Here is a 25,333-nt window from a genome sequence, read left to right as displayed (position 1 = left end):
TCAGGCCAGCGCTAGTAGTCGTAGGTCGAGGTCGTACGCGGTCAGGTTCATGCCCACTAGAAAATCAGGCCTGGGCGACGTTGTCAACTCCGCCGTTCCAGCAGCGTCTCCATGCGCGAGAGCTGCTCGCGCAGCTCGCGCACGTCGTCGCGCAGGCCGTGGAGCTCGGCGGCCTCGCCCTCGCCGGTCTCGATCTCCATCTGCACGCTCTCCTTCTGCATCACGTCGAGCACGATGCCGATCATCATGTTGAGGAAGATGAAGGCGGTGAGGAAGATGAAGGTCAGGTAGTAGATCCAGCTCCAGGCATACACCTCCTGGGTGGCGTACATCACGTCGGTCCAGTCCTCGAAGGTGGCGACGCGGAACAGCGTGAGCATGGCAATGGAGATATTGCCCCACAGGAAGTCGTCGATGTCGGCGAACAGGAAGCTGCCGATGGCCGCATAGATGTAGAAGATGATGAACATCAGCAACGCCACATAGCCCATGCGCGGGATCGACTTGACCAGCGCCGCCATCAGCAGGCGCAGCTCGGGGATCATCGACACCAGGCGCAGCACCCGGAAGATGCGCAGCAGCCGTGCCAGCAGCACCATCTCCGAGTCGTCCAGCGGGATCAGGCTGGCGGTGACGATCAGGAAGTCGAAGATGTTCCAGCCGCGGCGGAAGAAGTCCCGCAGGCGCTTCTCCGCGGCCATGCGGATCAGGATCTCCACCAGGAAGAACACCGTCACTGCCACATCCAGGACCAGCAGCCACTGCTGGAAGCGGCTGGTCTCCTCGTAGGTCTTGGCGCCGATCAGCAGCGCCGAGAGGATGATGATGGCGATGACAGCGGTCTCGAACAGCTTGTTGGCGCGCAGCCGCTCGAAGCGGTCGCGCCAGGCCTCGAAGCCCGCACTCACGACGCCGGCTCCTCCAGGTCACCCTGGCGATAGCCGATCAGGTAGAGCACGGCGTCGAGCCCCAGCGTGGAGATGGCGTGGCGCGCCTGGGCGCGCACCAGCGGCTTGGCGCGAAAGGCGATGCCGAGGCCGGCGGCGGCCAGCATCTTGAGGTCGTTGGCGCCGTCGCCCACGGCGATGGTCTGCTCCATGGCCAGTCCCTCGCGGCTGGCGATCTCGCGCAGCAGCAGCGCCTTGCGGTCGGCATCGAGGATCGGCTCGGCGACCTCGCCGGTCACCTTGCCGTTCTCGATCACAAGCTCGTTGGCGTGGATCTCGTCGAAGCCGAGCCGCTCCTGCAGGTGGCGGGCGAAGTAGGTGAAGCCGCCGGAGAGGATCGCCGTGCGATAGCCCAGGCGCTTGAGCTGGGCCATCAGGCGCTCGACGCCGTCCATCAGCGGCAGCTCCTCGGCGATCTCGGCCAGCACCGCCTCGTCGAGCCCCTTGAGCTTCGCCATGCGCTCGCGGAAGCTCTGCTGGAAGTCGAGCTCGCCGCGCATGGCGCGCTCGGTGACCGCGGCCACCTCGTCATGGACACCGTGGCGGCGCGCCAGCTCGTCGATCACCTCGGCCTTGATCAGGGTGGAGTCCATGTCGAAGCAGACCAGGCGGCGATGGCGGCGCCAGATGGAGTCCTCCTGGATGGCGATGTCGACGCCGTGCATGGCGCCCAGCGCCAGGGCCTTCTCGCGCAGGGCATCGAGGTCGACCTCCTCGCCGCGCAGCCAGCACTCCACGCAGGCGCCCTGGATGGCGTCGTGCTCGCCGGGCACGCCGCCGTCCAGCGGCTCGCGGCCGGAGAGGCGGTGGATCAGCTCCACGGTCAGGCCGTGCTCGGCGGTAAGCGCGCCCACCTCGGCCAGGATGCCGGCGGGCAGGTGCGGCGCCAGCAGGGTCAGGATCAGCCGCGGCTGGCTGGCCTGCACGCTCCAGCGCTGGTAGTCCTCGGCGGCGACCTGGATCGCCTGGACGTCGAGGCCCAGCTCGTCCCCCGCCGCTGCCAGCGCCGCCTCGAGGTCGGCCTCATGCTCGAGCCCCACCAGGGCCTCCAGGGAGAGCATGCCGAAGGTCACGCTCTGGTTGATGTCCAGCAGCCGCGCGCCGCTGGCGGCCAGGGCCCGGCCCAGGCCGGCCAGCTGGCCCGGCCGCGCCGCGCCGGTGGCGCGGATCAGGATTCGTCGTGTCATGGTTACCTCAGGAGCTCTCTCGTTTCCGCGGCTGCCCCGGCGCCGAGGCACCCTCTTGTCAGGTGTCGCCGTTCAACGCTTCCAGCCTGTCGACCTTCTGCAGGCCGCGGGGCAGCTTGCTGCCGCGCCGGCCGCGCTCGCCGCGATAATACGCCAGATCATCCGCCTTGAGGGTCAGGTGGCGCTTGCCGGCATGCACCACCAGCGCCGCGCCCTCCGGCAGCACCACCAGGTCGCGCACGAACTCCTCGCGCCGCGCGGCCCGGGGGCCGGGGATATCGAGCATCTTGTTGCCCTTGCCCTTGGCCATCTCGGGCAGGTCCGCCAGCGGGAAGAGCAGCAATCGCCCCTCGTTGGAGACCGCGGCGACCAGCGCCCCCTCCCCTTCCGGCACCGCCACCGGGGGCAGCACGTTGCACCCCTTGGGTACCGTCAGCACCGCCTTGCCCGACCTGTTCTTGCCGATCAGCTCCTCGAGCCGGGCCACGAAGCCGTAGCCGCCGTCGGAGGCGAGCAGGTAGCGGGTGGCCGGCGGCGCCAGCATGACGCCTGCCATATGGGCGCCGGCCACCACGTTGACCCGGCTGGTGACGGGCTCGCCCTGCCCCCGGGCGCTGGGCAGGTTGTGGGCCTGCAGGGTGTAGGCGCGACCGGTGTCGTCGAGCAGCACCAGCGGCTGGTTGGTCTTGCCGCGGGCGGCCAGGGCGAAGCGGTCGCCGGCCTTGTAGGAGAGCCCGGCGGGATCGATCTCGTGCCCCTTGGCGCTGCGGATCCAGCCCTTCTCGGAGAGCACCACGGTGACGGGGTCGGCGCCCACCAGCTCCACCTCGGAGAGCGCCCGGGCTTCCTCGCGCTCGACGATGGGCGAGCGGCGCGCATCGCCATAGCTCTCGCCGGCCTCGCGCAGCTCCTCCTCGATCAGGTCGGTGAGCGCCGCCTCGTTGCCGAGCAGCTCCTGCAGGCGGGCACGCTCGGCCTCGAGCTCCTCCTGCTCGCCGCGGATCTTCATCTCCTCTAGCTTGGCCAGGTGGCGCAGGCGCAGCTCCAGGATCGCCTCGGCCTGGCGGTCGGAGAGACCGAAGGCGGCCATCAGCGCGGGCTTGGGCTCGTCCTCCTCGCGGATGATGCGGATCACCTCGTCGATGTTGAGGTAGGCGATCAGCAGGCCCTCGAGCAGGTGCAGGCGATCCTCCACCTTGCCCAGGCGATGCTCCAGGCGGCGACGCACCGTGGCGCGGCGGAAACGCAGCCACTCACCGAGCAGCTCGGGCAGCGGCATGACCCGCGGCCGGCCATCGAGGCCGATCACGTTCATGTTGACGCGGATGTTCTTCTCGAGGTCGGTGGTGGCGAATAGGTGCGCCATCAGCGCCTCGATGTCGACCCGGTTGGAGCGCGGCTCGATCACCAGGCGGGTGGGCTCCTCGTGGGTCGACTCGTCGCGCAGGTCGGCCACCATGGGCAGCTTCTTGGCCTGCATCTGGGCGGCGATCTGCTCGAGCACCTTGGCGCCGCTGACCTGGTAGGGCAGCGCGGTGATCACCACGCTGCCCTCCTCGCGCCCGTAGCGGGCGCGCAGCTTCACCGAGCCGCGCCCGCTCTCGTAGAGCTTCCGGAGGTCCGAGCGGGGGGTGATGATCTCCGCCTCGGTGGGGAAGTCGGGAGCCGGCAGCTGTCGGACCAGGTCGGCGGTGGTGGCCTCGGGATGGCGCAGCAGGTGGCAGGTGGCCTCCACCACTTCGTTCACGTTGTGCGGCGGTATGTCTGTCGCCATGCCCACGGCGATGCCGGTGCCGCCGTTGAGCAGCACATGGGGCAGGCGCGCCGGCAGCACCACCGGCTCGTTCATGGTGCCGTCGAAGTTGGGGGTCCAGTCCACGGTGCCCTGGCCCAGCTCGGCGAGCAGCACCTCGGCGAACTTCGACAGCCGCGCCTCGGTATAGCGCATGGCGGCGAAGGACTTGGGGTCGTCGGGGCTGCCCCAGTTGCCCTGGCCGTCCACCAGCGGGTAGCGGTAGCTGAAGGGCTGGGCCATCAGCACCATCGCCTCGTAGCAGGCGCTGTCGCCGTGGGGATGGAACTTGCCCAGCACGTCGCCGACGGTGCGCGCCGACTTCTTGTGCTTGGCGTTGGCGGTGAGCGAGAGCTCGCGCATGGCATAGACGATGCGCCGCTGCACCGGCTTCATGCCGTCGCCCACATGGGGCAGCGCCCGGTCGAGGATGACGTACATCGAGTAGTCGAGGTACGCCTTCTCGGTGTATTCGCGCAGCGAGAGGCGTTCGACGTCGCCCTCCGCCACCTGGATATCCATGGTCATACGGTATGCCCCTGATCAGGGTGTCCAAAATCGTTGGCTTTCTTACCTCGCGGCTGATCCGGCGACAGGCCCCGAAGTGTCGGACCATCGGGGAGGCGCTGTGAACCCTTCCCTGGGCGCTACCGATGCCATCCCTGGCATAGGACCTCCCCTCCGACCTGTCCCCGGCGCCGCTCGCCCTTGGCGCTTGGCGCTTGTGGCTTGTGGCTTGTGGCTATACCTCGATATCCGCCAGGTTGCCGTAGTCCTCGAGCCAGCTCTTGCGGTCGGCGGCACGCTTGCGCGCCAGCAGCATGTCCATCATCTCCATGGTGCCGTCGCCCGCCTCCCGGGTGAGCTGCACCAGGCGGCGGGTCTCAACCGCCATGGTGGTCTCGCGAAGCTGCAGCGGGCTCATCTCGCCCAGGCCCTTGAAGCGCTGCACGTTGGGGGTGCCGCGCTTGCCCTCGAGCTGGCGCAGGATCGCCGACTTCTCGCTCTCGTCCAGGGCGTAGTGGACCTCCTTGCCGAGGTCGATGCGGTAGAGGGGCGGCATCGCCACATAGACGTGGCCGGCATCTACCAGCGCCGGGAAGTGGCGCACGAAGAGCGCACACAGCAGGGTGGCGATGTGCAGGCCGTCGGAGTCGGCATCGGCGAGGATGCAGATCTTGTGGTAGCGCAGCTTGGAGAGGTCGTCGCTGCCCGGCTCCATGCCCACGGCCACGGCGATGTCGTGGACCTCCTGGGAGCCGTAGATATCGTGGCTCTCCACCTCCCAGGTGTTGAGGATCTTGCCGCGCAGCGGCAGGATCGCCTGGCTCTCGCGGTTGCGCGCCTGCTTGGCGCTGCCGCCGGCGGAGTCGCCCTCCACCAGGAAGAGCTCGCTCTGGGCCGGGTCCTGGCCGGAACAGTCGGCCAGCTTGCCGGGTAGCGCCGGTCCCGAGGTGACCTTCTTGCGCGCCACCTTCTTCGAGCTCTTCTGGCGGCGCTGGGCGGCGCTGATGACCAGCTCGGCGAGCGCCTCAGCCTGGTCGACATGGTGGTTCAGCCACAGCGAGAAGGCGTCCTTGACCACCCCCGAGACGAAGCCCGCCACGGTGCGCGAGGAGAGCCGCTCCTTGGTCTGGCCGGCGAACTGGGGGTCGAGCATCTTCACCGAGAGCACGTAGCTGACCCGCTCCCAGAGGTCCTCGGCGGTGAGCTTGACCCCCCGCGGCAACAGGCTGCGGTACTCGCAGAACTCGCGCAGGGCGTCGAGCAGGCCGGCACGCAGCCCGTTGACGTGGGTGCCGCCCTGGGGGGTGGGGATCAGGTTGACGTAGCTCTCTAACAGCGGCTCGCCGCCCTCCGGCAGCCACTGGATCGCCCAGTCCACGCCGTGCTCCGCGTCGGCGAAGTGGCCGATGAAGGGCGAGGTCGGCAGCACCTCATAGCCGTCGGTGGCCTGGGCCAGGTAGTCGCGCAGGCCGTCCTCGTACTGCCAGCGGCTCTCGGTGCCGTCCGGCTCCACCAGGCGTACCTCGAGGCCCGGGCAGAGTACCGCCTTGGCGCGCAGCAGGTGCTTGAGGCGGCCGATGGCGAGCCGCGGACTGTCGAAGTAGCTCGCCTCGGGCCAGAAGCGCAGCACGGTGCCGGTGTTGCGCTTGCCCACGCTGCCGATCACCGACAGCGGGGAGACCGGCTCGCCATGCTCGAAGGCGATGGCATGGCGGCTGCCGTCGCGCAGCACCTCCACCTCGAGGCGCTTGGAGAGCGCATTGACCACCGAGACCCCGACCCCGTGGAGGCCGCCGGAGAACTGGTAGCTGGCGTTGGAGAACTTGCCGCCGGCGTGGAGCCGGGTGAGGATCAGCTCCACCCCGGAGACGCCGTGCTCGGGGTGGATATCGATGGGCATGCCGCGGCCGTCGTCGGACACCTCGATGCCGCCATCCTCGAACAGGCGCACGCTGATGCGGCTGGCGTGGCCGGCCAGCGCCTCGTCGACGCTGTTGTCGACCACCTCCTGGATAAGGTGGTTGGGCCGGCTGGTGTCGGTGTACATCCCCGGGCGCTTGCGCACCGGCTCGAGGCCGGAGAGCACCTCGATGGAGCTGGCACTGTATTGCGTCATGTGTCGTCCGGTTCCTTGTGTTGGCTGGCCTGCCAGGCCGGCGGCAGGGCATGACCGCCGTGGGCGAGCAGCGCCGGCAGGTGCCGCGCGAGCACCGTGAAGGCGTGGTCGGCACCGGGGTGCAGCAGGGTACGGGCGCCGCGATAGAGCCGGAAGGCGTGCCCCGGGTCGAGCACCTCGTCGGCGCTGCCCAGCAGCAACAGGTAGCGCTCCGGCGCGGCAAGCCGCTCCGGCGTCAGCGCCGCGAGCTCGGCCAGGTGCTGCGCCTCGATGGTGAAGCGCTCGCCGGTGTAGTCGTTGGCGAAGCGCTCCCCCACCCACTCGGCCACCAGATCCGCCGGACGCACCGCCGGGTTGACCACCACGGCCGCAAGGCCGTGGCGTTCGGCCAGGCAGGTGGCCAGGAAGCCTCCCATGGAGCTGCCCGCCACAAGCGGGCGCTCCCCCAGCTCGGCCAGGCGCGCCTCGGCCAGCGCCAGCGCCTCACGCGGCCGATGCGGCAGCTGCGGCGTTAGGCAGGGCAGCGACAGGGCCGCGCAGGCCTGGCGCACCAGCACACCCTTGGGCGAGTCGGCTCCGCTGTTGAAGCCGTGCAGGTAGAGCACGCCGCTGGCCGGCGGCGTCCGCCATGGCGCGCTCAGCATACCGCACCCCCTGTATGCATAGCCAGCATCACGCCCGCGTCTCCTCCTCGGCCGCCCAGGCCGCCTCGATCAGCGCCCGGGTGGAAGCATCCATCGCCTCCACGCCCTGGTGGCTCTCGAGGATGCGCTGGGTCTCGCCGGCGATCTTCTTGCCGAGCTCGACGCCCCACTGGTCGAAGGGATTGATGCCCCACACGGTCGCCTGGACGAACACCTTATGCTCGTAGAGCGCGATCAGCGCTCCCAGGGTGGCCGGGGTGAGCGCGTCGAGCAGCAGGGTGGTGGAGGGCTGGTTGCCGCGGTAGCGCTTGTGGCCGGGGCGCGGACCGTCGTCGGGAATGGCGTCGTCGCCCAGCATCAGCACCCGCGACTGGGCGAAGCAGTTGGCCAGCGTCAGGCGATGCTGTCCCTTGAGGTGGGTGCGGGTGGCGGCGTCCTCGACGTCGTCGTAGCGCCGCAGCGGGGCGATGAAGTCGCACTCCACCGCCTGGGTGCCCTGGTGGAGCAGCTGGTAGAAGGCGTGCTGGGCGTTGGGACCGAGCTGCCCCCACAGCACCGGGCAGGTGGCGTAGCCCACCTCGCGGCCGTCGTGGGCCACCGACTTGCCGTTGGACTCCATCTCCAGCTGCTCGAGGTAGGCGGCGAAGTACTCCAGGCGGCCATCGTAGGGCAGGATGGAGTGGGCGCGGATATCCAGGAAGTTGACGTTCCAGATCCCCGCCAGCGCCAGCAGCACCGGCAGGTTATCGGCCAGCGGCGCCTCGCGGAAGTGGACGTCCATGGCGTGGGCCCCGGCCAGCAGCGCACGGAAGTGCTCCATGCCCACCACCAGGGCGATGGGCAGGCCGATGGCGCCCCACAGCGAGTAGCGCCCGCCGACCCACTCCCAGAACTCCAGCTGATGGGCCTCCGCGATGCCCCACTCGGCCATCTTCCCGGGGCTCGCCGAGACGCCGATGAAGTGCTGGCGCATCACCAGCTCCGCGTCGACGCCCTCCTCCCCTCCCAGGCGCGCCATCAGCCAGTCGCGGGCGGTGCTGGCGTTGGAGAGGGTATCGATGGTGGTGAAGGACTTCGACGACAGCACGAAGAGCGTGGTCTCGGGGCTGAGCCGGCCCAGGTAGTCGGCCAGCTGGGAGCCGTCCATGGTGGAGGCGAAGTGCACCTCGACCGGGTGGACCTCCCGCGGACGATAGTCGGCCAGGGCGTGGGTCACCATCACCGGTCCCAGGTCCGAACCGCCGACCCCCAGGTTGACCACGTCGGTGATCGCCTTGCCGGTCGCGCCGCGCCACTGGCCGGCGTGGAAGCGCTCGACCATGGTGGCCATGCGGTCCAGGGTACGGTGCACCCCCGGCACCAGGTCCTCGCCCTCCACCACCAGCGAGGCGTCGGCGGGCAGGCGCAGGGCGGTGTGCAGCGCCGGTCGGTCCTCACTGACATTGACCCGCTCGCCGTCGAGCAGCCGACGGATCGCGTCCGGCACCTCGGCGGCCTCGGCCAGCGCCAGCAGGTACGCGAGGGTCTCGGCGGACCAGCGCTGCTTGGAGAGGTCGAGGGTCAGGCCCGCGGCACGGCGGGTGAAGCGCGGCTGGCGATCGGTTTCGGCCGCAAACAACTCGCGCAGGTGGTGACGCTTCAGGGTCTCGGCATGGTCCTTCACTACCTGCCAGGCGGGGGTCTGGTCGATCATGGTTCCTCCTTGGACGCCGCGGGACGGGCTACCGTGCACCGTCCTGTTTCCCGACGTAGAATGACGGATTTCCCTGCATGACTGGCTCGACGATGAGTGACGCATCTTACCGTGACGCGATCTTTTCGACACCCCTCGACCGGGTGGCGCGCTTCTCCTTCGACGAGCGGGTCGTGGCCTGCTTCCCCGACATGATCCGGCGCTCGGTGCCGGGCTACGGCCAGATACTGGGCATGCTGGGGCTGATCGCCGCCCGCCACCTGCGTCATGGCGCCCGGGTCTACGACCTGGGCTGCTCGCTGGGCGCCGGCGGCCTGGCGCTGGCCGGCCGGCTGGCCCCCGATGCCTTCCGCTACACCGGCGTGGACCTCTCGCCCGCGATGGTCGCCCGCGCCCGGGAGACGCTGGCCGCCGAGTGTCCCGGGCATGCCATGGAGGTGATCGAGGGTGATATCCGCACCCTGGAGTACGCCCCCGCCGGCATGATCGTGCTCAACTTCACCCTGCAGTTCCTGCCCCCGGAGGACCGCGAGGCGCTGATGACGCGGCTCTTCGCGGCCCTGGAGCCCGGCGGCGTACTGGTGCTCTCCGAGAAGATCCGCGCCGAGGACGAGCAGGAGAACGCCTGGCTGGTGGAGCGCTACCACGACTTCAAGCGCGCCAACGGCTACAGCGACCTGGAGATCAGCCAGAAGCGCACGGCGCTGGAGAACGTACTGGTACCCGACACCCTGGCGACGCATCACGCCCGCCTGGCCCGGGCCGGCTTCTCGCGCAGCTACACCTGGTGCCAGCTGCTCAACTTCGCCTCCGTCGTCGCCTTCAAGAGCGAGGCGTTCAAGGACGCCGCCTTCGAGGACGCCCCGTCGACGCCGAGGGAGGCCTGAGCCATGCCGATCCCCGCCGAGCACCGCGACCTCTACCGTGCCCTCCTCGACCAGGGCCTGGAGACCTGGCTGGCGCGCCTGCCCGAGCAGCTCGCCAGCGGCCTCGACCGCAGGCGCTTCGGCGACCTGCCCGCCTGGGAGAAGGCGGTGGCCAAGCTGCCCCCGCTGCCGGACGAACGCCGGGTGCGGCTGGAGGCCGACACCATCAGCGTCGAGGTCGCACTGTCCGACAGTCGGCGCCGCCAGGCCGAGAACCTGCTGCGCAAGCTCGCCCCCTGGCGCAAGGGGCCCTTCTCGCTCGCCGGCATCCACATCGACACCGAATGGCGCTCCGACTGGAAGTGGCAGCGCGTCGCGCCGCACCTGGCCCCGCTCGCCGGCAGGAAGGTGCTAGACGTGGGCGGTGGCAGCGGCTACCACGGCTGGCGCATGGCCGGGGCCGGCGCCGCCTTCGTGCTGGTGATCGACCCCTCGCCGCGCTTCTTCTGGCAGTTCCGCGCGGTGCGTCACTTCGTCGGTGACGCCGACGGCCATCGCACCCACTTCCTGCCGGTGGGCATCGAGGCGGTACCCGAGGGGCTGGGCTTCTTCGACACGGTGTTCTCCATGGGGGTGCTCTACCATCGCCCCTCGCCCCTGGAGCATCTCCAGCAGCTCCGGGACGCCCTGCGCCCCGGCGGCGAGCTGGTGCTGGAGACCCTGGTGGTGGAGGGTGACGACACCACCGTGCTGCTGCCGGGGGAGCGCTACGCCGCCATGCCCAACGTCTTCTTCCTGCCCTCCTCCGCCGCCCTCTGCGGGTGGCTAGAACGCTGCGGGTTCGAGAACGTGCGGGTGGTGGACGAGGCGCAGACCACCACGGACGAGCAACGCGCCACCGAGTGGATGACCTTCCAGTCCCTGGCCGACTTCCTCGACCCCGCGGATCCGACGCGGACCCGTGAGGGCTATCCCGCCCCGCGCCGCGCGGTGGTCATCGCCAATCGGCCGCGCTAGCGCCTCAGAATCACCAGCCAGCGGCCCAGGTTGAGGATGCTGGCCAGCGACGCCGCCACATAGGTGAAGGCGCAGGCGGTGAGCACATGGCGGGCGCCGGGCATGTCGTAGGGCGGGATGTACTCCTTGAGCAGCGGCAGGGCGCGCTGGAAGCTGGCGTCGAACTCCACCGGCAGGGTCACCAGGTGCACCAGGGCGGCGGTGCCGAAGCTCACCACCGCCGCCGCCACCACGATGGCCAGCCCGCCGGGCAGGCGGGTGAGGAGGAACAGGAAGGGGGCGGCCATCATCAGCAGCGCGCCGAGCCTCTCGGCCTTCTGCGCCACCGCGACCAGCCGAGAGCGGGCCAGCAAGGGCGCATAGCCGTGGTGATGCTGGATGGCGTGGCCCACCTCGTGGGCCGCCACCGTCACCGCGGTGAGCGAGCGCCCATCATGCACCGACGGCGAGAGCCGTACCCGGCGCGCCTCGGGGTCGTAGTGGTCGCCCTGACCGGTGCGCTCCACCCTGACCCCCTCGATGCCCAGCCGGCGCAGCAGGTGATCGGCCAGCTCCGCCCCGGTGCCGGGATAGTCGTCGCGGCCACGGGCGTGACGCCTGAGCACCCAGCGGGCCCAGACATTGGGCAACAGAAAGATAGCCAGCAGCAGGACGACGGCGATCACGAGCATCGAAGGCGGCTCCGAAGGGGATGAGGCATTGGACACAGCCTACCAGAGCCGGTTTCCTCGTCGGTGGACGTCCTGCCCCAAAACGATAACGACCCCGGCGACGAGGTCGCCGGGGTCGTGGGGGGCCGAGGAAATCGGCCTACTTGAGCAGTTTGCGCAGGTCCCTGGCCTCCCAGTGGGGGAAATACTTGCGCACCAGGGCATTGAGCTCGACCTCGAAGCCGGCCCAATCCACCTCGCCGACGCGCGGCGCGTCCTCCTCGACCACGCTGCGGATCATGCCCGCCCCTACCGTGACGTTGGAGAGTCGGTCGATGACGATGAAGCTGCCGGTGCCAGGGCTCGTGGCGTACTCGTCCAGCGGCACCTCGGCGGTGAGCTCGACCCGGCAGCGGGCGATGGCGTTGAGCTCGAGGCGCTCGGCCGGGTGCCGCGCCAGGCTGTTGACGTCCACCTGGAAGTCGATGGCGCTCACCTGTCCCGCCACCGAGCGGCCGGCCAGGCGGATGTCGACCTGACGGCCCAGCACCAGCGGCGTCTCATGCATCCACACGATGTCCGCCTCGAAGGCATGGGAGAGCGCCACCTCGGCGTCATCGGCGACGATCCAGTCGCCACGAGAGATATCGATCTCGTCGGCCAGGGTCACGGTGATCGCCTGGCCGGGGAAGGCCTCCTCCAGGTCGCCGTCCCAGGTGACGATGCGCTCGACCCGGGAGCGCTGGCCCGAGGGCAACACCTTGATCGCCTGGCCGGGACGCAGCAGGCCCGCCTCCAGGGTGCCGGCGTAGCCACGGAAGTCCAGGTCGGGCCGGTTGACGATCTGCACCGGCAGGCGCAAGTCGGTGAGGTTGCGGTCGCGGCTCACCTCCACCGTCTCCAGCAGCTCGAGCAGCGGCGGTCCCTCGTACCAGGGCGTGTGCTGGCTTGGGTTGACCACGTTGTCGCCCTCCAGCGCCGAGATCGGCACGAAGCGGATATCGCGGGCATCGAGCTTCTCGGCGAGCTCCCGGTACTCGGCGACGATCGCCTCGAAGCGCTCCCGGGAGTAGTCCACCAGGTCCATCTTGTTGATCGCCACCACCAGGTGCTGGATGCCCAGCAGGTCGGCGATGAAGCTGTGCCGGCGGGTCTGGGTCTGCACGCCGTGCCGCGCGTCGATCAGGATGATCGCCAGGCTCGCCGTGGAGGCGCCGGTGGCCATGTTGCGGGTGTACTGCTCATGCCCCGGGGTGTCGGCGATGATGAACTTGCGCCGGTCGGTGGAGAAGAAGCGGTAGGCCACGTCGATGGTGATGCCCTGCTCGCGCTCGGACTGCAGGCCGTCCACCAGCAGCGCCAGGTCCACCGCCTCGCCGGTGGTGCCGCTCTTCTTCGAGGCCTGGGTGATCGCCGCCAGCTGGTCATCGAAGATCATCTTGGAGTCGTGCAGCAGCCGGCCGATCAGGGTCGACTTGCCGTCGTCGACGCTGCCGCAGGTGATGAAGCGCAGCAGGTCCTTGTTCTCGTGCTCGTGCAGGTACTGCTCGATGTTGTCCGCTATAAGCGTTGACTGATGAGCCATGTCGATACCCCGGAAAACGGTAAACAGGCGCTGAGAGAAACGTCTGCGAGCAATGGCCAGACAAGGCGAACAGCGGCGAAAGAGCGGAGTTTACGGTAATAAATGAGCATCTTGAGCCGTTGTTCAACGCCGTATGGCCGAGCGCAGCAAGGTTTCGCCAGCGGCTAGAAATAGCCCTCGCGCTTCTTCCTCTCCATGGAGCCGGCCTGGTCGTGGTCGATGGCGCGGCCGCTGCGCTCGCTGGTGCGGGTCAGCAGCATCTCCTGGATGATCTCGGGCAGGGTGGCGGCGGTAGACTCCACCGCCCCGGTGAGCGGGTAGCAGCCCAGGGTGCGGAAGCGCACGGAGCGCTCCTCGGGCACCTCACCCTCCTCGAGGGGCAGGCGCTCGTCGTCGACCATCACCAGCATGCCGTCACGCTCCACCACCGGACGCGGCGCCGAGAAGTAGAGCGGCACGATGGGAATCGACTCGAGGTGGATGTACTGCCAGATGTCCAGCTCGGTCCAGTTGGAGAGCGGGAAGGCACGGATCGACTCGCCCTTGTTGACCCGGGCGTTGTAGAGGTTCCACAGCTCGGGGCGCTGGTTCTTGGGGTCCCAGCGGTGGAACCTGTCACGGAAGGAGAACACCCGCTCCTTGGCGCGGCTGGCCTCCTCGTCGCGGCGCGCCCCGCCGAAGGCGGCGTCGAAGCCGTACTTGTCCAGCGCCTGCTTGAGGGCCTGGGTCTTCATCACGTCGGTGTAGCCGCTGGAGCCATGGTCGAAGGGGTTGATGCCGGCGGCCCGCCCCTCCTCGTTGATGTGCTCGATCAGCTCCATGCCGGACTCCGCGGCCATCGCATCGCGGAACGCGATCATCTCGCGAAACTTCCAGGTGGTGTTGACGTGCAGCAGCGGGAAGGGCGGCGGGCCGGGGTAGAAGGCCTTGCGCGCCAGGTGCAGCATCACCGAGGAGTCCTTGCCAATGGAGTAGAGCATCACCGGGTTGTCGAACTCGGCGACCACCTCGCGGATGATATGGATCGACTCCGCCTCGAGCTGCTTGAGGTGGGTCAGCCGCCGCGGATCGGCGGCGACCGAGGCATCGTTCGCCTGGAGCGACGCCGTGCGTCGGGGGGCGTGAAGCAGGGTCATGGCCGGCTACCTCGCATGACGTGGAGTACGTGATGCCAGCAGGGTAACGCCGGGCCTATAATAACCCAAAAGAATTAATATCTATCTTTTTATAACTTATTTGGAGATATCGACGCGTTCTACCCGGGTCTCGACCTCGCCCTCCCCCAGTTCGAGGACCCGGAGGCCGGGCCGGGTGACCGCGTCCACGGCGAAGGTCTCGCTGCCGGGCAGGAAGGGGTCGGTGACCGAGGGGCAGCCGTAGACCGGTATGGAGCGCTCCCCCACTGCGCGGCGAGTGGCGAAGGCCTGGTGGGCATGGCCGCAGAGGATCGCCTTCACCTGGGGAAAGGGCGCGAGCGTCGCCCAGAAGGCCTCGGCGTGGTGCAGGCCGATGGCATCGAGCCAGGCCGAGCCCACCGCCACGGGCGGATGGTGCATGGCGATCAGGGTCGGACGCGGGTCCGCGGCCAGGCGCGAGGCCAGGGCCTCGAGGGCAGGAGACTCCAGCTCGCCATGCTCGGCACCGGGGACATGGGTATCCAGCAGCAGCAGGCGCCAGGCCCCCAGGGTCAGCTCCGCGGGCAAGGGGCGGGTCGCTGCCATGGGGGCGAGCACATCGTGGTTGCCCGGCAGCCAGTCCCAGGGGGCCTCGAGGCGATCCAGCAGGCGGGCGGCCAGGGCATAGGAGGCGGCGCTGTCGTCGTGGCTGATGTCGCCGGTGACCAGCACCCGATCCGGCCGCTCCCGGTTGGCGGCCGCCACCACCGCCTCGAGCTGGCGGCAGGGCACGCCGGTGCGCGAGCGCGCCGCAGGGTCGGCATGGAGGTGGCAGTCGCTGATCTGGATCAGGCGAGGCATGGCGTCAGCGCAGCTCCGGCAGGTCCAGGGAGTGGCCATGGGCCAGGCCGTGCTCCAGCCACTCGCCGAGGAAGCGGTTGAGCTGCAGCTTCTCGTCGGGCTGGTGCATCTGGGCGTTGGGGTAGCGGTAGCGGCCGTGGAAGTGGCGGCGCCGCTGGAAATCGGTGACCTCGGCCATGCGCACGTCGTGGTAGAGATGCACCCGCATGCGCGGCGTCTCCAGGTAGGCATCCAGGATGCCGCGCTGGGAGACCCTCACGATGCTGGTGTAGGGGGCGCGCTCCTGCAGCTTCAGGCACAGCTCCCCCACCCGGCGGCCGTGGCTCACCAGCTCCACCTCGCGGGTCTCGCCGGCCTCCAGGGCGCCCAGCAGGCGCGTCAGGCGCAGGTAGTTGGCGCTGCACTCGCCCTGCAGGCCCTTCAGGTCGGTCACGTAGGCGCTTCGATTCGGCACGCTACCTCCTTGCTCGCAATGAGGCCCGCTCGCCCGCCAGCCAGTGGAAGGCGATCAGACACATGGCATTGTCGAGTCGTCCCGCCTGCAGGAGTTCCCAGGCGCGGAGAAACGGCAGGACCTGCACGCGGATGTCCTCGTGCTCCTCGTCGAGGCCATGCACCCCGCCGAGGCCGCGGCTGTCGATCAGGCCGCAGTAGAGGGTGACCCGCTCGTCGCAGGCACCGGGGCTCGGGTAGTAGGTGTGAAGCGCAATCAGCTCACCCACCTCGCAGCCGGCCTCCTCCAGCGCCTCGCGGCGCGCCACCTCGGCGGGGCTCTCGCCACGCTCGACGAGCCCCGCCACCACCTCGAGCTTCCAGGGCGAGTCGGGGTCCTCCAGGGCGCCGGCGCGGAACTGCTCCACCAGGGCCACGGCGTCGCGCTCGGGGTCGTAGAGCAGCACCCCCACGGCGTCATGGCGATGGTGCACCTCGCGCACCATGGGCTGGCTCCAGCCACCCTCGAACAGGCGATGGCGCAGGTGCAGCGCGTCGAGCCGGAAGAATCCCTGGTGCAGGCAGCGCCGCTCCAGCAGCTCGACGTCCGCGGCGGTGAAGGGCGCCGCCGCGGCCAGGTCGGGCACCTCTGGCGTGTCACTCATGGCGGTCTCCGCTGGCGCAAAGACGCCCATTATCGTGACCCGGGACGAGGATGCCAACCGCGTGAGGGGTGTCAGAGCCGGCCGAGCATCTCGCGGGCCTGCTCGCGCAGCGCCTCGTCGGAAGCCTGGCGGCCAGGGCGCGCCTGCCCCTCCACCGCACGGCGGGCGTGCTCGCGGGCGGCCTCCAGGCGGCCCTCCTCCTCGAGGAAGGCGGCGTAGTAGAAGTGCACATCGATGCCGTCGGGGCGGATCGCCAGCGCCTGCTGGAACATCGCCTCGGCGACCTCGCTGTCGCCGAAGCCCAGCAGACCACCCGGCACCCGATCGTAGAGGGCGCCCAGGGTCACGTAGGCGGAGCCGTGGTGGCCCGTGGGGTCGAGCTCGACGGCGCGCTCCAGCGCCTCCCGGGCACGCTTGGCGCTGGAGAGCGCCCCCAGGCCGCCACGCTCCCGGGCCCAGGAGGCCTCGATGATGCCCTGCCACACCAGCGGCACCGCCTCGCCGGGGTTGGCCTCCACCAGCCGCTCGGCCTGGCCGGCCAGCGCCGCGAGGCCATCCTCGCGCTCGCCCTCGGGCTGCTCGGTCACCAGACGTTCCCAGTGGTTCTTCATGCCCTCCACCCGGGCCTCCCAGGCGTGGGCGGCGACCAGCGGCAGGACGGCAAGGCCGAGACTCAACCCCAGGCCCATGGTGGTATTCAGCAGACGACGACGCGGCATATCGGCTCTCCTTCGGGGTGTTGGTATTGTGCTCCCGCCCCGGAATGTAACGAACGTTTGAATGATGCGCCAGCGACTTGGCCGCCTGGCCGCCATGGCGTATGTTCGCCGCCAGAGCCCGGATCAAAAAGGAAGAGTATGAAAGGCCGTAACATGACCCGCTGGCGCGACCCGGCCAAGGACCCGCGCCAGGAACCCAAGAGCCACCTGATCACCGCCGAGGGCGCCGAGCGGCTGCGCGGCATCCTCGACCATCTCTCGCGGGTCAAGCGCCCCGCCCTCTCCGCCAAGGTGGGCGAGGCCGCCGCCCTCGGCGACCGCTCCGAGAACGCCGACTACACCCACAACAAGAAGGAGCTCAACCGGGTCATCGCCCGCATCCGCTACCTGACCAAGCGCCTCGACGAGCTGACGGTGGTGGACCGCCTGCCGGCGGATACCGGCAGGGTCTACTTCGGCGCCTTCGTCACCCTGGAGGACGAGGAAGGCGAGGAGATGAGGATCCGCATCGTCGGCCACGACGAGATCGCCCCGGACAAGCGCTGGATCAGCGTCGACTCGCCCCTGGCCAGGGCACTGCTCGGCAAGCCCCTTGACGAGGAGGTGACGGTGGCCGCCCCGGGTGGCGAGACCAGCTACGTGATCACCGAGATCGAATACCGCGACCCGACGCAGTGAGGGGCCGCCCTTTCAGCGCCTCACGGCCCGATAGACCCGGAAGCGGCGGTCGTCGGCGAGGACCTCGAAGCCGCCGAAGGCGCGCTCCAGCCGATCCGGATAGGGCAGGAAGGCGTTGGCGACGATGATCAGCCGGCCGCCGGGCTTGAGATGCGCCGGGGCCTCCTCGATCAGCCGCGCCGCGGGGCCGTAGTCGATGGCGCGCTCCTGATGGAACGGCGGGTTGCTGACGATGGCCTCGAAGGTGCGCTCCCCCAGCGCCGAGAAGACATCGCTCTCCAGCGTTTCCCCAGGCAAGACCTCGCCGGCAAGGCCGTTGGCCGCCAGGCTGCGCCGTGTCGCCGCCACCGCGAAGGCGTTGACGTCCACCGCGGTCACCCGGGCACCGCGCCGCGCCAGCCAGGCGGCCAGGATGCCGTCGCCGCAGCCCATATCGAGAACATCGCCTAGTACATCGCCGAACGACCTTCCCTCCCCCGCCAGGGTCTCGATCAGCAGCCGGGTGCCGTCATCCAGCTTGCCATGGCCGAATACCCCGGGGTGGCTCGCCAGGGCCAGCCGCTCGCCGTCCAGCTCGACCTCGAAGGAGGTCCAGGCCGCCTCGGGGTCGATGCCCACGCGGCCGAGACGCGTCTCGAACAGCGAGCAGCGCCGGGCGCTGTCGAGCTTGCGACACCCCAGCCCCAGCGCGGCCAGCACCTTGAGTACCCGCTTGATGCCCCCCTGGTTCTCCCCCACCAGCTGCAGGGGCGAGCCCTCCGGCAGGGTGGCGCAGAGCCACAGCAGCCACCACTCGCCCAGCGCATGGCTCTTGGGCCAGAACAGTACCGCCCCGGGTGGCGAGGCCTCGCCGGCCGGCAACCCGGCGGCCAGGGGAGAGAGCGCCGGCCTACCGGCGGCCTGCCACGCCTGGCGCACCGACAGGTCGGCGCTGACCGCCACGCCCTGCCCAGAGGCCAGCCAGGCATCATGGGGTGGCGCCACCCACCACCAGCCGCGATAGTCGGCAGGCTGGCGCTCCAGCAGCTGGCAGACCGGGCTCTCGGCAGGCGGGGTCGGGTATGTCATCACAGGGGCTCCTCGGCGGGGAAAGGCGATGCGTCGGGGCGCACCAGGGTGTAGAGCAGATAGCGGCCCAGCCGCCAGTGGGGCTCGGCCCGACAGTAGCGCCACTCGAGTTCCAGCAGCCTGTCGCGCTCGTCGTCGCGCTCCGGCGGCTGGCGCAGGTAGTCGTGGAAGACCCGCACGCCGGCCACGGCGCGGACCTCCAGGCCCAGCGCGTCGCACCAGGCCATGACCTGGGCATGGGTCAGCGGCGAGATCGGCGTCAGCCGCCGGCGCAGCCCCTTGCCCTCCAGGCGGTCGGCCAGGGCCTTCTCCAGGTTGCCCTTGATCACGTTGGAGAAGCGCAGCGCGTCGCGATTGAAGACCATCAGCGAGAGCTGGCCGCCCGGCGCCAGCAGCCCGGCCAGGGTGGCAAGCGCACCCCGCGGGTCGCCCAGCCACTCCAGCACCGCATGGCAGGCGATCAGCGACCAGGGGCCGGGGGCCTGTTCGGGCAGCGCCTGCAGCGGCACCGGCAGGAAGGTGACCTCGCACTCACCCGATGTTTCCTGGAGCGCCTCCCGGGCTCGCGCCAGCATCTCGGCGGAGGGCTCGGCCAGGGTCACCGGGTGGCCGCGCCCGGCGAACCACGCCGCCAGCTGCCCCAGGCCGCCGCCCACGTCGAGCACGGGCTGGCCCTCGAGGGCGAGCATCTCCGGCAGCAGGCGATCGAGCAGCGCCAGGCGCAGCTCGCCCCGCGCGCCGCCGTAGAGGCTCGCGGCGAACTTGTCGGCCAGGCCATCGAAGTGGCGATCGCCATGGGCGGAGAACGGGGACGCGGGCGTGGTCATGGGGCTACCTTGAACGGAGATGCCGGCATTCTACCCGCAAGCCACGCCAGGCTCATGTCCGCGTCCACCCTGCGCCACCCTTGGGGGCGCGTGATAAAATCGTCGACTAATCATTTTGCGCCTTATTATCTCGACCACCACGCCACGAGGACCGCCCATGCCCCTCTCCCGTCGGCTCTCCGCCGCCGGCTTCGACCTGGAACGCCTGCGCTTTTCCCTGCGCACCGCCCTGGCCGCCTGCCTGGCCCTGATCGTCGCCTGGGCGATCGGCCTGGAGCACCCCCAGTGGTCGGCGATGACCGTCTGGGCCGCCTCCCAGCCGGTGCGTGAGCTGCTCGTCGAGAAGAGCCTCTACCGCATGCTGGGCACCCTGGTGGGCACCACGGTGGGGCTGGCGCTGCTCGCGGCCAGCGGCGACAGCCTGCCCTGGCTGGTGATCGGCCTGGCGCTCTGGGTCGGCCTGTGCGCCGGCATCGGCAACGCCCTGCACAGCATGATCGCCTACGCCACGCTGCTCTCGGGCTACTCCGCCTCCATGGTCGCCCTGCTGGGGATCGCCGACGGCCAGGACATCCTGGCGCTGGGGGCCGACCGCCTGCTGACCGTGCTGGTGGGGGTGGTGATGGCGCTGGCGGTAGGCCTGGCACTCGCCCCGAGGGCACGGCGCAGCGAGCTCGAGGAGCGCGGGCGACGCAGTACAGCGCGGGTGCTGCACCTGCTGGCCGAACGGCTGGGCGAGCGGCGTCGCGTTGCCGGCGTGCCCCCCAACGAGCTGCTCGCCGATATCGCCGTGCTCGAGGCGGAGCTCGAGCCCAGCGCCGCCGGCTCGCGCCGGGCACGACACTCCGCGCGCTCCCAACGGGCCATCCTCGGCGCCCTGACGGCCACCCTGCTATGGGTTCGCCGCCGCGAGCATGGCCAGCGCCCCGCAAGCGCCGTTCGTGCAGGCGTGGTCGAGGCGGCGCTCGCCATGGACAACGCCGAGCCCCTGCCGGTGGTCGCCGCCCATCTAGCCCGTGCCCGGGACCGCGCCGAGGCGCAGGACCCCACCCTGGCCAGGGTGCTCGCGCGCCTGGCCGACGCCCTGACCCAGCGTCAGCGCTTCCGTGACACCGGCCGCACCGACCGTGAGGCGAGCCGGCACCAGGTGACCCCGCCACCGCGACTGGATCCACGCCCGCCACGCCATGCTGCGCACCACCGGCGTGCTGCTGCTGATCGGCCTGGTGTGGGTGGCCACCGGCTGGTCCGCCGGTGCCTACGTGATGCTGGGCACCTCGGTGATGGTGACCCTCTTCTCCACCTTCGAGAACCCCGCCTGGATCATGCGCCGCATCCTCGCCTGGCAGGCGGCAGGCGCCCTGTGCGCCCTGGCCCTGCGCTGGCTGCTGTGGCCCCTGGCCGACGCCGAGTGGCAGCTGGTCGCCCTGATGCTGCCGCTGATCCTGGTGACGGTGGTGCCCTTCTTACACCGCCGCACCCAGAACGGCTCCATGGACTACGTGATGATCCTGCTGCTGCTCTCGCAGCCGGCCCTGCCGCTCACCGGCAGCATCGGCCACTCCCTGGCGGTGGTGGCGGGCCCGCTGGCGGCGCTGATCGCCTTCCGCCTGGTCTTCCCCACCAACGCCCGACGCCGCCGGCGCCACCTGGAGAGGATGATGCTGAGCGAGCTGGAGGCCCTCGCCTCCCGCGGCGACAGCCGGCGCGAAACGCTGTGGCAGGCCCGCCTCTACCACCGCGTGATGCGCCTGGTGCACTGGAGCCACCTGCAGGGTGACGCGACCCACCGGGTGGTCGACGCCAGCCTGGCCGTCCTGACCCTCGGCGAGACCCTCGAGGCACTGCACCGCTTCGCGAGCGACGAGCGCGACCCTGGCACCCGGCGCCGCCTGGCCGCGAGCCTGCGACGAGTCGCCCGACTGCGCCAGGCGCCGCAGGAAGCCGCCGCGGCACTGGAGCGCCTGGCCCACACCCTGGCACGCCGCCAGCGGGTGGAGCTCGCCCGCCAGGCCCGCCACGCCGCCGGACTGCTGCGCGAGAACCAGGGTTTCTTCGGCTCGGGCGCCCACCAGGCCACACCGGCTTCCCGCTAGCAGCGCCCGGAAGCCCCGTCCGAACGCCCCACAGGCAAGCGCCGCCCGCGAAGGCGGGCGGCGCTGCATGCCGGGGGTACGGGCGAAGGGCCCGTGCGGTCCGTGGTGTCGATGTCAGAAGGCGTAGTCCACCGCCAGCCAGACGCTGCGCCCCGGCTCGTTCAGTGGCAGATCCAGGCTCTCGGGGTCGCTGCTCAGGAAGGGATCGCTGCTGGCCCGGTTGCGATTCAGGAAGTCGCTGTAGGTCTTGTCCAGCAGGTTGCTGACGCCGGCGCGCAGGGTCAGCGCCTGCCACTGCCAGGCGGCCTCGGCATCCAGCACCACGTAACCGGCGGTAGCGACCTCATCCGGCCCCAGGCGGTCCTGATCGTCGGAGAAGCGCGCGGTCAGGCCCGCCTCCCAGGCATCGGCCACGTAGAACTGGGAGAGCTGGCCACGCAGCGGCGCGATATCCGACAGGGCACCGCCATCGTCGAGGTTGTCGCCGCGCACCCAGCTCAGCTGACCACGGGTCTCCCAGTGGTGGGCCCAGCGCAGGTCACCGGAGAGTTCCAGGCCATAGAGAGTGGCGTCGATGTTGCGATAGGTACTGATACCCGCCGTATTCCTGTCACGGAAGATGTAGTCGTCGACGCGGTCGGCGAAGGCCACCACCTCGAAGCCAGCGGTCTCCAGACGGCGCTCGAACCCCAGATCCAGCTGGTGATGCACCTCCGGGTCCAGCGACGGATTGCCGACCCAGTCGCTCTTGGCGAAGTAGCGCTCGGTGGCATCGGCATCGCGCTCGGCGCGGCTCACGCTGGCGAAGATGCTGTCGGTATCGCTCAGGCGCTGCTCGCCGCGCAGGAAGGCGCCCACCAGCCAGGCGTCATGGTCCAGGTCACCCTCGACCCCGTACTCGCGCGCATAGAGATCGGCCGCCACCACGCCGCTGTCGCTGGCCTGATGGGCCGCATCGGCGCTGGCCTCGGAGTAGTCGAGGCGCAGGCCGCCACTGACCACGGTGTGCTCGCCCAGGTAGCGGTCCAGCTCGGCGAAGGCGCCGGCCTGGCGGGTGGTCACATCCGGCCAGGAGTTGAACATCAGCTTGCCGGTGGAATCGTTGATGATGTCGGCGTCGCGCTGGTTCTGCAGCACATTGACCCCGTAGCGCAGGTCGCTGTCGGCCAGCCGCTGCACGAACATGCTCTTCCAGGTGAAGGTGTCGGACTCGGTGGGCGAGCGCATCCTCATCATCGGCTCGGCACGCAGCGAGTAGTTGTCCATCACGTGGTCGATGGTGGTGACCTGCAGCCGGTTCTCCATGCGCAGGCTATCGGAGAAGGCATGGTCGAGGCGCAGCCGCAGGGTGTCGTTGTCGCTCTCGGGGGAGTCCATGCGGGCGCCTGCGAACTTGACGTCGCGCTCGCGCACCGCCTCGTAGCCCAGAGCCAGCTCGGTATTCTCGCTGGGTGTCAGCCCAAGGGTGATGCCGCCGCTGGTGGTCTCGAAGCCGCTGTGGATGCGCTTTCCGTCGCCGTCCTCATAGTCGCTGACGTTCTGGTGCTCGCCGAACACCCGCAGGTAACCCTGGCGGTTGCCGGCCTCCAGGTTGGCATACATGCCGACACGCTCGCCGTTGTCATCATAGCTGGCACCCACGCTGCCCTGCTGGCCGACCACGTCGCCCTCGAACTCCGGCACGCTGCGCTCGAACAGCACGGTGCCGCCACTGCCGCCGGCGCCATGCTGCAGGGTGGTCACACCCTTGCTGACCGTCACGCGATCGAAGCTGTGCAGCGGCGCATAGGCGGTGGGCGGATCCATGCGATTGGGACAGCCGCCGAACACATAGCCGCCGTCGATCAGGACATTCAGGGCGTTGCCCTGCTGGCCGCGGATCACCGGGTCGAGGCCATGGCCGCCCATGCGAATGCCCTCGACGCCATTGAGCCGCCGCAGCCATTCACCGGCATCGGCCGCCGGCGCAGGCGAGGATTGAGGCGAGAGCGACAGCTCACCCGGCACCTGCCGGGTGCCCTCCACCACGATGGTGGAGAGGGTCTCGGTGTCCTGTGCCTGGGCAAGAGAGCCCCAGGCCGCGGCGGCGACGAAGGCCGCCAGCGGCAGGCGGCGAGGTAGTTGGCGTGTCATGGATCCCGTGCTCATTGCTGATGTAGGTTTATAAGCAACAGGAATATTAAATGGCTGTTATGAGGCACGGTATGGGGCAGGTTGCCGCAGCGGTGAGCGAGGTCAAGAAGGCGGCTGCCCCTGGCGCCAGCGGTTCCCCTCGGCGGCCGGTTTCCCTATAATGCTGCCCCGCAGCGCCCCTATAGCTCAGCTGGATAGAGCGTCCCCCTCCTAAGGGGAAGGTCTCAGGTTCGAATCCTGATGGGGGCGCCAGGAAAATCAATGCCTTGCGGTTAGCCCCGCAGGGGGCTCGACTGAAAACACGCTCCCGCCCCCACACACGCCCCCACACTCTGCAAGGTATGGGCCGGGCGGCCCCAACGAAACAAGGCCCCGAAGGGCCTTGAGTGCTGGCGCCCGTGGAGGAGCCAAGCGGGGCAGACCAGCGGCGGGCGTTTTGCTCCCTTCCCCCGTGGCACAAGGCCCGCGATACCCGGGGAGGAGGCACCGCTAGACCCGCAGGGGCCAGCGCATCCGGTGATGGGTCAACAGCGGCCCGCTGATCTCGAGGCGATCCCCGCCCACGGTCGCGGGGGTGTCACGGTCGGCAGCCCGGCACGCACGGCTATAAGCGGCCCGGGCCTCCCTGAGCCGCTCCATGGTGTGGGCCAGCTCCTCCCCTTCCAGCAGCTCCACCAACCGGCGCTCGGCTTCCGCCCATTCATCCCGGCAGACATCGGCCTCGACCTCCCGGGCGGCGTGCTCCAGGTGGTCGATACCCGCGGCCAGCGCCTCCGCCTTCCGCTCGAGCCCCCGATGGGCTGCTTCGCCCAGCTTGCGCGATTCTCCGGGGCCTGCCGCCCGCTGCCGGGCTTTGGTCAGGGCGGTGGCGGCGGCCCGCTGTTCGGCTTCATCGACCTCCCCCAGGGCCTCGGCGGCGGCCAGGTCGTCTACCCGCTGCTGGGCGGCCTCCAGCTCGGCGGCAGCGGCTCCGGCGTCGGATTCGCCCGTCTCTAGGTCGGCAAGGGCCTGATTTACCCGCGCCAGCTCGGCACGCTGGCCGGCAATGGCGTCGGTCAGGCGGGCCAGCCCCTTACGGGTGGTCGGCACCCCATGGCCGGCGGCGTTGACCTCCGCCAGCTCCTCCTCGAGGGCGGCCCGCTCCTCGGCTTCCGCCTGCCACGCCTCCGACAGCTCGGCGACGGTGCCGGTGGCGCGCTCCAGGTGGTCGCGGCAGCCGTTGAAGTGGGCATCCCGGTCGGTCCCGAGGTTATCCAGCCCCCGGGGCGTGCGGCGCTCGGCAGCGGCCCGCACCTCCTCCACCTCGGGGACGTTGGCCCATTGCTCGGAGGGCGCGAAGGCCCGCCAAAGCCTCTCGGCGGCGTCACGCTCCACGGCCTCGGCGTGGGTCAGGCGCTCGTGGGTGTCGCTCTCGGCCAGGTTAGCCAAGCGGGTGGCAATGGCGTCGCGGCGTTCGGCCTGCCGGATGATAGTCGCAGCCAGGTCGGCGGCGTTGGTGATGGTCATGTGCGGCCCTCTTTCAGGTTGCGTATCTCTCGCAGCATCAGCAGCAGCCCGGCGGCGTGGGCGTCCCCGTGGTCGGCCAGGTCGCGCAGCAGGCGCCAATAATTGGCCTCGTCCTGCCGGGTGGGTCGCTGCTGTCTGCCTCGGCGGCGGTGGTGGTCTGGCATGGCTGATCCCCCCTGATTCGGGCTGATCTTGTCAGCGCGCGTCGTCAGGAAGGTGACAGCGGGTC

At 69.9% G+C, this 25,333-nt stretch carries 21 protein-coding genes, 1 tRNA gene and 1 pseudogene; 5 read left to right on the top strand and 18 right to left on the bottom strand.

From position 1 onward, the window contains the following. Positions 1-83: 83 nt before the first annotated feature. The 6 genes from BLP95_RS08090 to pgi all read right to left on the bottom strand — a co-directional run bounded on the left by BLP95_RS08090 (position 84) and on the right by pgi (position 8,886). Positions 84-908 carry an ion transporter gene (locus tag BLP95_RS08090; protein WP_089678077.1) on the bottom strand — a complete coding sequence of 275 codons (825 nt, stop codon included), beginning with the start codon at positions 906-908 and terminating at the stop codon, positions 84-86. After that, positions 905-2,134: a phosphoserine phosphatase SerB gene (serB, locus tag BLP95_RS08085; RefSeq protein ID WP_089678075.1), complete on the bottom strand. Its 1,230-nt coding sequence runs from the start codon at positions 2,132-2,134 to the stop codon at positions 905-907. Before serB ends, BLP95_RS08090 begins: the two co-directional genes overlap by 4 nt. A gap of 58 nt (positions 2,135-2,192) precedes the next feature. Then, positions 2,193-4,454 carry a DNA topoisomerase IV subunit A gene (gene parC, locus BLP95_RS08080; RefSeq protein WP_089678073.1) on the bottom strand — a complete coding sequence of 754 codons (2,262 nt, stop codon included), beginning with the start codon at positions 4,452-4,454 and terminating at the stop codon, positions 2,193-2,195. 214 nt (positions 4,455-4,668) lie between these two features. After that, the gene (parE, locus tag BLP95_RS08075; protein WP_089678071.1) at positions 4,669-6,549 is read right to left on the bottom strand and encodes a DNA topoisomerase IV subunit B; all 1,881 of its coding nucleotides are present in this window, start codon (positions 6,547-6,549) and stop codon (positions 4,669-4,671) included. Further along, positions 6,546-7,193 (bottom strand): YqiA/YcfP family alpha/beta fold hydrolase, encoded by a 648-nt coding sequence (locus tag BLP95_RS08070; protein WP_089678069.1) that lies wholly within the window; start codon positions 7,191-7,193, stop codon positions 6,546-6,548. Before BLP95_RS08070 ends, parE begins: the two co-directional genes overlap by 4 nt. 28 nt (positions 7,194-7,221) lie before the next feature. Further along, positions 7,222-8,886, bottom strand: coding sequence for a glucose-6-phosphate isomerase (pgi, locus tag BLP95_RS08065; RefSeq protein WP_089678067.1), 1,665 nt, complete (start codon positions 8,884-8,886; stop codon positions 7,222-7,224). 92 nt (positions 8,887-8,978) lie between these two features. On the opposite strand from pgi, the gene cmoA reads away from it, so the two are divergent. Both cmoA and cmoB read left to right on the top strand, forming a co-directional pair. Continuing rightward, a complete protein-coding gene (cmoA, locus tag BLP95_RS08060) occupies positions 8,979-9,773 on the top strand; it encodes a carboxy-S-adenosyl-L-methionine synthase CmoA (protein WP_089678065.1) in 795 nt (264 codons plus the stop codon). Positions 9,774-9,776: 3 nt separating this feature from the next. Continuing rightward, entirely contained in the window at positions 9,777-10,769 is a 993-nt protein-coding gene (cmoB, locus tag BLP95_RS08055; protein ID WP_089678063.1) for a tRNA 5-methoxyuridine(34)/uridine 5-oxyacetic acid(34) synthase CmoB, read from the top strand. Here cmoB and BLP95_RS08050 read toward each other — a convergent pair. The 7 genes from BLP95_RS08050 to BLP95_RS08020 form a co-directional block, all read right to left on the bottom strand. After that, positions 10,766-11,440: a zinc metallopeptidase gene (locus tag BLP95_RS08050; protein ID WP_089678061.1), complete on the bottom strand. Its 675-nt coding sequence runs from the start codon at positions 11,438-11,440 to the stop codon at positions 10,766-10,768. The genes cmoB and BLP95_RS08050 overlap by 4 nt on opposite strands. A 139-nt stretch (positions 11,441-11,579) precedes the next feature. Next, on the bottom strand, positions 11,580-13,004 hold the full coding sequence (cysN, locus tag BLP95_RS08045; RefSeq protein ID WP_089678059.1) for a sulfate adenylyltransferase subunit CysN: 1,425 nt from the start codon (positions 13,002-13,004) through the stop codon (positions 11,580-11,582). Positions 13,005-13,168: 164 nt separating this feature from the next. After that, positions 13,169-14,140: a sulfate adenylyltransferase subunit CysD gene (gene cysD / locus BLP95_RS08040; RefSeq protein WP_089678057.1), complete on the bottom strand. Its 972-nt coding sequence runs from the start codon at positions 14,138-14,140 to the stop codon at positions 13,169-13,171. A 96-nt stretch (positions 14,141-14,236) separates the two neighbouring features. Beyond that, complete coding sequence (locus BLP95_RS08035) at positions 14,237-14,980, bottom strand: phosphodiesterase (protein ID WP_089678055.1); 744 nt, start codon at positions 14,978-14,980, stop codon at positions 14,237-14,239. A 4-nt stretch (positions 14,981-14,984) separates the two neighbouring features. Next, a complete protein-coding gene (locus tag BLP95_RS08030) occupies positions 14,985-15,434 on the bottom strand; it encodes a DUF1249 domain-containing protein (protein ID WP_089678053.1) in 450 nt (149 codons plus the stop codon). Position 15,435: 1 nt separating this feature from the next. Next, positions 15,436-16,077, bottom strand: coding sequence for an NUDIX domain-containing protein (locus BLP95_RS08025; RefSeq protein ID WP_089678051.1), 642 nt, complete (start codon positions 16,075-16,077; stop codon positions 15,436-15,438). A 71-nt stretch (positions 16,078-16,148) separates the two neighbouring features. Then, positions 16,149-16,796: a tetratricopeptide repeat protein gene (locus BLP95_RS08020; RefSeq protein WP_089678048.1), complete on the bottom strand. Its 648-nt coding sequence runs from the start codon at positions 16,794-16,796 to the stop codon at positions 16,149-16,151. Positions 16,797-16,934: 138 nt separating this feature from the next. On the opposite strand from BLP95_RS08020, the gene greB reads away from it, so the two are divergent. Next, positions 16,935-17,474, top strand: coding sequence for a transcription elongation factor GreB (greB, locus tag BLP95_RS08015; protein WP_089678046.1), 540 nt, complete (start codon positions 16,935-16,937; stop codon positions 17,472-17,474). A 12-nt stretch (positions 17,475-17,486) separates the two neighbouring features. On the opposite strand, the gene BLP95_RS08010 is transcribed toward greB, so the two are convergent. Together BLP95_RS08010 and BLP95_RS08005 are read right to left on the bottom strand one after the other, a co-directional pair. Further along, positions 17,487-18,542: a methyltransferase gene (locus BLP95_RS08010; RefSeq protein WP_089678044.1), complete on the bottom strand. Its 1,056-nt coding sequence runs from the start codon at positions 18,540-18,542 to the stop codon at positions 17,487-17,489. Continuing rightward, the gene (locus BLP95_RS08005; protein ID WP_089678042.1) at positions 18,542-19,369 is read right to left on the bottom strand and encodes a methyltransferase domain-containing protein; all 828 of its coding nucleotides are present in this window, start codon (positions 19,367-19,369) and stop codon (positions 18,542-18,544) included. The genes BLP95_RS08010 and BLP95_RS08005 overlap by 1 nt, the downstream gene beginning before the upstream one ends. 157 nt (positions 19,370-19,526) lie before the next feature. Here BLP95_RS08005 and BLP95_RS17250 point away from each other — a divergent pair. Beyond that, positions 19,527-21,465, top strand: a pseudogene (locus BLP95_RS17250) (FUSC family protein). A 114-nt stretch (positions 21,466-21,579) separates the two neighbouring features. On the opposite strand, the gene BLP95_RS07995 reads toward BLP95_RS17250, so the two are convergent. After that, positions 21,580-23,598, bottom strand: a complete 2,019-nt coding sequence (locus BLP95_RS07995) for a TonB-dependent receptor domain-containing protein (protein ID WP_176760249.1) — start codon at positions 23,596-23,598, stop codon at positions 21,580-21,582. 175 nt (positions 23,599-23,773) lie between these two features. On the opposite strand from BLP95_RS07995, the gene BLP95_RS07990 reads away from it, so the two are divergent. After that, positions 23,774-23,850, top strand: a tRNA-Arg gene (locus BLP95_RS07990). 237 nt (positions 23,851-24,087) lie between these two features. Here BLP95_RS07990 and BLP95_RS07985 read toward each other — a convergent pair. Both BLP95_RS07985 and BLP95_RS16830 read right to left on the bottom strand, forming a co-directional pair. Continuing rightward, on the bottom strand, positions 24,088-25,104 hold the full coding sequence (locus BLP95_RS07985) for a hypothetical protein (RefSeq protein ID WP_089678038.1): 1,017 nt from the start codon (positions 25,102-25,104) through the stop codon (positions 24,088-24,090). Continuing rightward, on the bottom strand, positions 25,101-25,268 hold the full coding sequence (locus BLP95_RS16830; RefSeq protein ID WP_176760248.1) for a hypothetical protein: 168 nt from the start codon (positions 25,266-25,268) through the stop codon (positions 25,101-25,103). Before BLP95_RS16830 ends, BLP95_RS07985 begins: the two co-directional genes overlap by 4 nt. Between the last annotated feature and the right edge of the window lie 65 nt (positions 25,269-25,333).

The organism is Halomonas shengliensis (genome assembly GCF_900104135.1).
In the GTDB taxonomy this organism is placed as follows: Bacteria; Pseudomonadota; Gammaproteobacteria; order Pseudomonadales; family Halomonadaceae; genus Halomonas; species Halomonas shengliensis.
Note: the sequence above shows the minus strand (reverse complement) of the source record. Positions and strands in the feature narration are given on the sequence as shown.

Excerpts from the sequence above, each read along its gene's own strand:
- BLP95_RS07985 (WP_089678038.1), bottom strand. The coding sequence starts at position 25,104 with ATGACCATCACCAACGCCGCCGACCTGGCTGCGACTATCATCCGGCAG.
- BLP95_RS08020 (WP_089678048.1), bottom strand. The coding sequence starts at position 16,796 with ATGCCGCGTCGTCGTCTGCTGAATACCACCATGGGCCTGGGGTTGAGT.
- cmoB (WP_089678063.1), top strand. The coding sequence starts at position 9,777 with ATGCCGATCCCCGCCGAGCACCGCGACCTCTACCGTGCCCTCCTCGAC.
- pgi (WP_089678067.1), bottom strand. The coding sequence starts at position 8,886 with ATGATCGACCAGACCCCCGCCTGGCAGGTAGTGAAGGACCATGCCGAG.
- parC (WP_089678073.1), bottom strand. The coding sequence starts at position 4,454 with ATGACCATGGATATCCAGGTGGCGGAGGGCGACGTCGAACGCCTCTCG.
- cysN (WP_089678059.1), bottom strand. The coding sequence starts at position 13,004 with ATGGCTCATCAGTCAACGCTTATAGCGGACAACATCGAGCAGTACCTG.
- parE (WP_089678071.1), bottom strand. The coding sequence starts at position 6,549 with ATGACGCAATACAGTGCCAGCTCCATCGAGGTGCTCTCCGGCCTCGAG.
- serB (WP_089678075.1), bottom strand. The coding sequence starts at position 2,134 with ATGACACGACGAATCCTGATCCGCGCCACCGGCGCGGCGCGGCCGGGC.
- BLP95_RS08005 (WP_089678042.1), bottom strand. The coding sequence starts at position 19,369 with ATGACCACGCCCGCGTCCCCGTTCTCCGCCCATGGCGATCGCCACTTC.
- BLP95_RS08070 (WP_089678069.1), bottom strand. The coding sequence starts at position 7,193 with ATGCTGAGCGCGCCATGGCGGACGCCGCCGGCCAGCGGCGTGCTCTAC.
- BLP95_RS08010 (WP_089678044.1), bottom strand. The coding sequence starts at position 18,542 with ATGACATACCCGACCCCGCCTGCCGAGAGCCCGGTCTGCCAGCTGCTG.
- cmoA (WP_089678065.1), top strand. The coding sequence starts at position 8,979 with ATGAGTGACGCATCTTACCGTGACGCGATCTTTTCGACACCCCTCGAC.
- greB (WP_089678046.1), top strand. The coding sequence starts at position 16,935 with ATGAAAGGCCGTAACATGACCCGCTGGCGCGACCCGGCCAAGGACCCG.
- BLP95_RS07995 (WP_176760249.1), bottom strand. The coding sequence starts at position 23,598 with ATGACACGCCAACTACCTCGCCGCCTGCCGCTGGCGGCCTTCGTCGCC.
- BLP95_RS08035 (WP_089678055.1), bottom strand. The coding sequence starts at position 14,980 with ATGCCTCGCCTGATCCAGATCAGCGACTGCCACCTCCATGCCGACCCT.
- BLP95_RS08025 (WP_089678051.1), bottom strand. The coding sequence starts at position 16,077 with ATGAGTGACACGCCAGAGGTGCCCGACCTGGCCGCGGCGGCGCCCTTC.
- BLP95_RS08050 (WP_089678061.1), bottom strand. The coding sequence starts at position 11,440 with ATGCTCGTGATCGCCGTCGTCCTGCTGCTGGCTATCTTTCTGTTGCCC.
- cysD (WP_089678057.1), bottom strand. The coding sequence starts at position 14,140 with ATGACCCTGCTTCACGCCCCCCGACGCACGGCGTCGCTCCAGGCGAAC.
- BLP95_RS16830 (WP_176760248.1), bottom strand. The coding sequence starts at position 25,268 with ATGCCAGACCACCACCGCCGCCGAGGCAGACAGCAGCGACCCACCCGG.